The following is a 7,276-nucleotide window of genomic DNA, read 5'->3' as shown; positions in this document are numbered from 1 at the left end:
GAAGCTCGTTAATGACACATTCCGTAGCTCCGGGGCGTCAGGCAGCTGCCTCGAGGCCTCTGTCCGGCAGGTCTATCTGCCTGCGCAAGCGCCTGATCTGAAGGACAGTGCCGTAGCGCTTGCCGTCGATGATCGCAACGCGGCTTGGGAAGCCGATCTGCCGCTGGAGGATGAGTCCGCGCTCTGGAACTATTTGACGGTGCTTGAGCAGGGCAGACGCCTGTCCTTGTTGGCCCATTGTCTCAGCTTCGGCGTCAATGCGGTCCATGAAAAGGTGAACCCTTACGGTGCAGGTATCTCGGCCAGCGGGTTGACCCGGCGCATGGCGCAGGCGGATCGGCTGGCCCAGGCTGTCGATCTCGACATGGTCGCGGCAGGCTGGGAGCCGACGGTCGACACTTATCTCAACCGTGTGCCCAAGGCGCGCATTCTGGAAGCCGTGTGCGAGGCGAAAGGCGAGGGGACGGCCCAGCTTCTCGATCACCTCAAGAAGGGCGAGATGGCCAGCGAGGCCGAGCGACTGCTCAAAGGTTCCGGCTGGTTACCGGAGGTCCTGCGCCGCGCTGATCTGGTGGCGCTCGACGGCGAAGACATCGCGGAAGGGCAGGGGACCGATAGTGATTTCGAGGACTTGGAAAGCGTCAGTGATGCTGACCTTCCAGCCTTCCTGACCGAGGATCTGCCGGATGCACCTGCGGCCATGATGGCTGCGGAATAGGCAAAGCCAGCCAAGGGCGGGGAAACCCGCCCTCATTCCCCCTATATCGTAACAATATCAACAGGATGCGGTGCAATGCTCGCATTCGGGATAAGGAATCATGTCTGCAACAACCATTCTCACCACAGCCTCACTTGGGGCGCTGATCCGCTATACGGATGGAAGTCTCAAGCCGCCTGCGCGTTTTACCCGCAAACTTGCGGCTCGGGAGCGCTCGAACGGTGTCGGGCGTCTGGTCAAGAAAGAGCCGGCATCGCGCCAATAAAGCGCTAGTACCCAGAAAAGCGACAGGCAAATCCTCCTTGACGCCTTGTGGCGGCGGCAGGGCGTGTCAGCGCTAAGGGTACGCAGATCAGATGAGTGTGGTCGATCCTGTTGAGCCGTCCTGCAGATGCACTGAAGCGGACAGTCTTCAATTCCCTGGATGAAGCGTTTGTAGCGAAAGGACCATGTTCAAACGGTCTTCCATCTGCGCCAAGTCGCGGCTTATCTTCCAGAGCAATTCCTGTGTGTTGATTTTCTGCCAGTACGACAGCGGCGCAAAAGGCACGAAGATATCACTGTCCTGCGGGAACAGGGCAATTGTCTGCGCGTCATGGAACACCAAAATCACCCGCTCGCGCTGTCCCAATTCTTGCAACGCGTCCGTGTTCAACTGCTCCAGCCGTCGCGCGAAATTGCCCCCGGATGCGCCATAGGCGGCAAAGAGGTTCTCGAAGTCTTGCATCAGCGGGGCCCGGGTCAGTCCGTGCTTTCCTGTGATCGCCTTGTGGATGCGATTATCTATCATGCCGGGCAGCAGAACGGCGGTCGCGGTACCCAAAAGATTACTGTCCAGCTTGATACAGATTGCGTGCAGGTTAGACTTTCTATGGCTTTCGCGTCGTTGCTGCGCTTTGTAGTGATAATTGATGTTCAATCGGCATATTGCAACATTGTGCCCGCCTCGTTGCCCTTTAAACAGGTCGATCCCTTCCACAGCGCTGACATGAGGAAAAAGCGGCCAGCGCCGTAGCTTATCTTTGCTGATAGAGGGTTCAGGATTGTGTGTGAAATCGAGCAAAGCGATTGCCACGCTGCGCCCGATGATCGCGCGCATGGTTTGTCGATATATCTTTGAGGGGCGGTATTGCAACAAAAGCCACGCTACAACTGTAGAAATTGCGGAAAGAAGGATCAAGCGTGGCAATTCCAGAAATGGCGCTGACCAGCCGTAGAATACAATAAACAGAACGATTACTGCCAATGGCACAAGCGGCAGAACCAGCCGCGCGCGCCAGTCAAGGCCGTCACAAATATCGCGGCGCAGCTTTTCCAGTTCGGCTACGGCGCGTTCAAGCTCCGCGCTTTGGCGGTGAAGCCGCTTGTCTGTTTCCTTTGCGTGATCACCCTTAGGTGCTATGCCGACTGTTGCGCCGAGCTTTGAGATCTGGCGCATTATTCTGCCCCAGAGGCGTGTCGCTGAAAACTGTATCAAGGGGTAAACTTCGCCTGTCGGATCATGAGCTCAGCATATTGACTTCACCTCAATAACTCCCCGTCTATTCGGATAGGGTGCAGATAGTGCGCGGCAGCACCCTTGCGCGATATTGTGGGGGCCGTTTCAATCGCAGGTGCGGCCGCGTGTGACCTGTATGCCCGGTTTTACATTCGAACGTGTGCTTAATGTGCGAGGGACCATTGGTGCGCCGGTTCCGGGGTGCCTGTGCGTCTTTTGACTGTGTTGCGCATCTTCAGCGTAAGGCCCGGCAGATCCTCGGGTGGGTCTTTCAGCAGGACAGCCGCAGTTTGCGTGTGCGGGTTGAGGACTGTCTCGATTTCCAGCTCAGTGCCCGCATCATCAATGACGAAAATTGCGCTTTGTAGTTGCTGCGGGTCGATATCTGCGGGGTAAGACCATGTGATGGGCAGGCCAGCGATCACGTCGGCCAAAGATGGAAGGTCAGGGTCGGGCCACGCAGGAAGGGGCGGGTCAAAGGCTAATTCCCGATGGACAAACCGAACCCCATCTGTGGCGGTGACGCGCAGCATGGGGGTTTGGCCAGTAGCCTGATCGGCAAGATCGAGCATCAGTTCCGCCTCAATCTGGCGCAAGGCTACCGGGGTCCAAGGTTCGGACGGATCATTGCGAAACGCGACATCGACGCGCGTATCTGCCGCGCCCGTGGTCTGCCAGGTCAGCGCCCCGTTAGGTCTGATCTGGGCGTCAAGCTGCAATGGCCCGGGAATCTCGGGGGTAAGGCGCGCCAGCGTCTCGTCCCCGTTGCGCAATTCGATTTGCGCAGCTCCGAGGTCCATTGGCAGGCTGACCGCAAAACCGTACCACGTCAGTGGGTTTTGCGGATTGTCCAAATGCATCAACCGCCGCATCGCGGGTTGCGTGGGCAGGTTCAAAGGTGGGCTCAGCGCGAAGCGAGCTTCTTGCAAGACCTGCCCGCTTGCATCAAGCAGAACGGCTGTGAATGGCCCGTCAACGGATGCAGTTGCAGCGTGATCTCTAAGAAACGGTTCATTGACCAGCATCCACTCGTCATCCGGTGCCATCGCGCCTGAGATCACGACACTTTCAGGTGCGTGTTCCGGCATGGCATCGCTGAGAGCAGCATTCGACCCCTGTGCCCAGCGGGTCGGCTGGGGCAGTTGATCCTTCAGGCTGCCCAGCGATCCAGAGCGCAGACCGATTGCAAGGTTAGTCTGTACCTCAAGATACTGAAGCTCTGTCATAGAACTTGCGGCAGAGGGCAAGGCCAACGGCCACATCAGGGATACAAGGCGGTTCGGGTCCTGTGCATTGCCTTCGGTCGCCGATTTGTTCCACCCCTCAAGCCCGGACGAGGCGATGCGATATGCCTCGATGTTCGGATTGTGCGTTTCTGGTGTGCCGACAACTTCAACATCTCCCGGCATATGGGACAGGCCAAAGGCGTGACCGAATTCATGGACCATCCCCACGGCCAATTCATCCGCCGACAGACGCGGGTCCATGAGCATGACAATCGATCTTGCGCGATAGTCGTTGAGCCATCCTTTGGTAAGATCAACGTCAGAGGCAGACAAGGCGCGCCCTACCGGGCCGTCACCCAGCAAACCGGGTGGGGCTATGATCGCGAGCATGTCATTTGGGCCGATACGTTCGCCCAAACGCGCCTGCAACCAACGCGCGAAGGCCGAAAGAAGCACTTGGGATGGAATCGACTCGAAGTCGTCCTCCATTTCCTCTAACTCAATGTCTCTTGCTTCTCTGAATACCTCCCAGACACCGGGCCGGGTTAGGTCGCCGCCACGCGCGTGTTGATCGCGAAGGCGTCTTTCCACAGCGAGGTTGATCCGCTCAAGTTCTCGCATGACCGGTCGCGCTGCGGTCGCGCCGATAAAAGCGGCCAGTGAGGCGGGGTCGCTGAGCAGGGATTCCAGAAAGTATTCATAAGTGTAACTATGCGCCATATATCTCGTTTTGACACTGCGATGGGGCAAATATTGCGGCACATAGGTTTCAGTCATATGGATAGTGTTTACCATTAGTGCGCGCTTGTGATCCGGAATGCCATCGCGCCAGTCGCCGATACGCATGACGGCGTAGACGATGGCCATGTCCTCCTGATTACTCTGTAGGATGTCCACTTCGCGCCGGGCATCATACGCCGCATCTGCCGGATAGATATCCGGCCAGGGGTCAGCAGGGCGCAGGCGCAGGCGCATTTCGGAATCCGAGCTGTTCGGGCGCCAGCCGAATGCGTTGATCGTATGGCGCGCGTGTCGGCGGTCTGCGTCCGAGAAGATCGCGTCGTCATCATGACGCCAGACTTCAAGGACATTCTGATTTCGGGGACGCTGCCGGAACTGCCCCTCCATGCGAGGGTGGTGGTGCCAGTAGCTCAACTCAAGATGGAAGCTGTCGGGCTGCATGTCGGCAGCAACTTCGTCATGCTTTTCCCAAGTGACATAGGCCCGTGTCAGGGTCGGTTTGTCTGTAGTCATGAACCCGTCGCGAACGACCTGAAACAGATGCAGGCGCAGGGGGTCATCCTCTTCCGGGGCCTGTGCGACGAAATCGAGCATGGTCGAAAAGGACCATATGTAGTCATCTTCCAGGCGTGCGCCCTCGACGCTGATGACGCCCTCCGGCCCGCCTGTGACCTCTGCGCGATAGATGGTGCCGGAATAGAGATCGTCATCGGGCGCAAATTTGTAGGTCGAGGCGCTGTCATGACGCCATTCGCCTGAAACTTCGAGTTGCTCTCCATCGGGCGAGAGGGTGTAGAGCTGAACGGCCTCTTCAAGGCTGGGCAGAAGCACCGGCTCGCTGAAGGTGATCGAGACGTTAGGTGTTGTATAGCTGACATTGTCACGGTTAGGCTCTGGGGTGACGCGATCGACCTGAAACGGCGGTTCACAAGCGATGGGGTCATTTTCGAACCTTCTGCGCTCGACAATGCAAAGGCGCACGATCGAGGAACCCACTGGCCGCGCCGACAGTTGAAGCGACTGGTCGCACGGCGGGACAGCACCCCATGGGGGCTCTTTCGCCGATAGGCAGGCCACTTCGGTCGAGGTTACGTTGATTTGAAGGCCGTCAGGGTTACGGTCGATGCGGGCAAAGCCGTTTTCGGTCAGCAGCATGGCATCATCGTGGCCCAAAGACCGCACTGTGCGCCCTGTTGGTGTCAGGAAGTTAACCCCCATCCCCGCCAGAGCCGTGGGGGATGTGTTCATGCCGCCCAGTTGGGAAAACGCGACATGACCCACACCCTGTTCGCTAGGGGCGCCGAGGGTCATGAAGATGATGGCACCCTCTTCTCCCGGCACATTCAGCGTGGCGTCGATATTGATGCCGCGGAGTAGGGCGCGGCCCTCACCTTCAAGTTCAGCCGTCCAGGTGCCTCGCGCGCTCAGGCGCCAGACCACATCGACCGCGCCACTGGCAGTTGCATCGCGGGTGCGGCGCTCGGGGGTGTGGGGTTGTTCAAAGGTGAAGGTCTCGCGCGCCTGAAGCTGGGGTGCCAGCGGCACCAATACAGAGAACAGGCCAAGGATGATGGCGAGCAGAACAGGCCGAATCAGGGGGTCAGAACGGTGCGCCGACATCGACTATCTCCGTGGCTCCGCGAACCTGAAAATTGATGCAATCACCCTCAACTGGCCGCATGCCCTCGACGCGGCATAGACGGCCCTCGACCTCCAACTCGATACGATCCTCTTCTTGATCCATCGACAGGAACCAGATCGTTGCCGTTGCCTGCCCCTCGCCATCGTCGCTGGTGTAGAATGCCCTCGGCATGGGGCCTTCCCCGTCGACGACAAAGAGAACCTCGACAGGGATGCTTTCGCCCTCAGGGACGGGGGCTTGTGTCCAGATATTCAGGCTCAGCACATCCTGATACAGGAAATTCGCAGATGCAGGGGAATGCCCTTGCAGTGATAGATGCACTGTCCCGTCATCGGTCTGACCATAGCTGGCGGTCGCGCTCGCACCCGCGCGCGTGATGGTCAACCATTCAAAGGCATCGGTGCCGACCATCCCCTTCAGCCGTCCGAGTACTTCGACCTCGACTGCGCGCGACCCCTGCGCTGCCGGGGCGTCTAGCCCGGCGCTGTCCGCCATGAATTCGATCGCGCCGCCCTTGCAGATCATCCCGCCATTTTGCAGCACGGGCGCGAAATCATCATTCTCGACCTCGTGCAGGCAGAACCGGCGAGATGAAAATTGTCCGCTGACCGCTGCTTCGTCAGCGGTCAGGTCCAGCATGATATCAACCGCCTCGGCGCGGTCCAGCTCTGCCAGCCAGATCGTGCTGGGGTCCGTGCTCGCGTCGGGCCAGTCCTCGATCAGGATGACTTCGGCCTCGACCAGCATATCAGTTGTAAATTGCGCAGGCGCTGCGGCGGCGGCGGACTCGAACGTTAGGCCGATCATGATCGCGTCATAGGGACCCTCACCAGGCGCATGGGCTGCCAGGTCAATGTAAAGTTCAGCGCCGCCAGAAAACTCGACGAGCTCAATCATCAGGCCATCATCGGGGGCATCCGGGCTGCCGATGGCCATGTCAAACGTTTCTCCATCGATCTGTCCAAGGATGCGCCCGTCTTGCGCGCTGGTGGTAGTCGGAACCGCCAACAGCGTGAGCCCGAGGGCAGCAGCGCTGACATTGGTGATGTATCTCATTGGTATCCTTACAAAGTGGGGATGCGTGTAGGCAATTGCCTTTTGACGCTTGATACGTGACTTACTGCTCTCGCAGACCCGGTGGACTGGGGATCGATCAAGATACAAGCGCATCTTGCGGGTGGCGGCATTGTTTTTTTGAAACAATGCCGGTTTTGTACGGCGCGCATGGAGTCCAACATTTGCGATTAGCCCTGTAAAGCATAAGTACCGGATAAAGGGTTTGTCCTGCCCCCTCTAAACGAAGGGGAATGGACGAATCATTCCCTAGTACTACAGTTGCACATGCTGTCGAGCTTTCCGATGGGCTATGGCGGCGGAGTTTTGGTGGCGTCGTCGCCATAGAGACCAAGTCCAGATGAACCTTGCGGTGAGGACGGGCCGCGGCAACAAGC

General features: G+C 58.5%; 4 protein-coding genes and 1 pseudogene. 2 read left to right on the top strand and 3 right to left on the bottom strand.

The genetic code is table 11. The features are described 5' to 3' along the window. Positions 1–718, top strand: a pseudogene (locus tag PUT78_RS22575) (DNA-binding protein); the annotation flags it as partial. A gap of 100 nt (positions 719–818) precedes the next feature. Then, entirely contained in the window at positions 819–983 is a 165-nt protein-coding gene (locus PUT78_RS22570) for a hypothetical protein (RefSeq protein ID WP_274354493.1), read from the top strand. 147 nt (positions 984–1,130) lie between these two features. On the opposite strand, the gene PUT78_RS22565 is transcribed toward PUT78_RS22570, so the two are convergent. From PUT78_RS22565 to PUT78_RS22555, 3 genes are all read right to left on the bottom strand, one after another. After that, on the bottom strand, positions 1,131–2,156 hold the full coding sequence (locus PUT78_RS22565) for a hypothetical protein (RefSeq protein WP_274354492.1): 1,026 nt from the start codon (positions 2,154–2,156) through the stop codon (positions 1,131–1,133). A 224-nt stretch (positions 2,157–2,380) separates the two neighbouring features. Then, positions 2,381–5,803, bottom strand: a complete 3,423-nt coding sequence (locus PUT78_RS22560) for an Ig-like domain-containing domain (RefSeq protein WP_274354491.1) — start codon at positions 5,801–5,803, stop codon at positions 2,381–2,383. Next, on the bottom strand, positions 5,784–6,881 hold the full coding sequence (locus tag PUT78_RS22555; protein ID WP_274354490.1) for a hypothetical protein: 1,098 nt from the start codon (positions 6,879–6,881) through the stop codon (positions 5,784–5,786). The genes PUT78_RS22560 and PUT78_RS22555 overlap by 20 nt, the downstream gene beginning before the upstream one ends. Positions 6,882–7,276 lie beyond the last annotated feature (395 nt).

The organism is Roseinatronobacter alkalisoli (genome assembly GCF_028745735.1).
In the GTDB taxonomy this organism is placed as follows: Bacteria; Pseudomonadota; Alphaproteobacteria; order Rhodobacterales; family Rhodobacteraceae; genus Roseinatronobacter; species Roseinatronobacter alkalisoli.
Note: the sequence above shows the minus strand (reverse complement) of the source record. Positions and strands in the feature narration are given on the sequence as shown.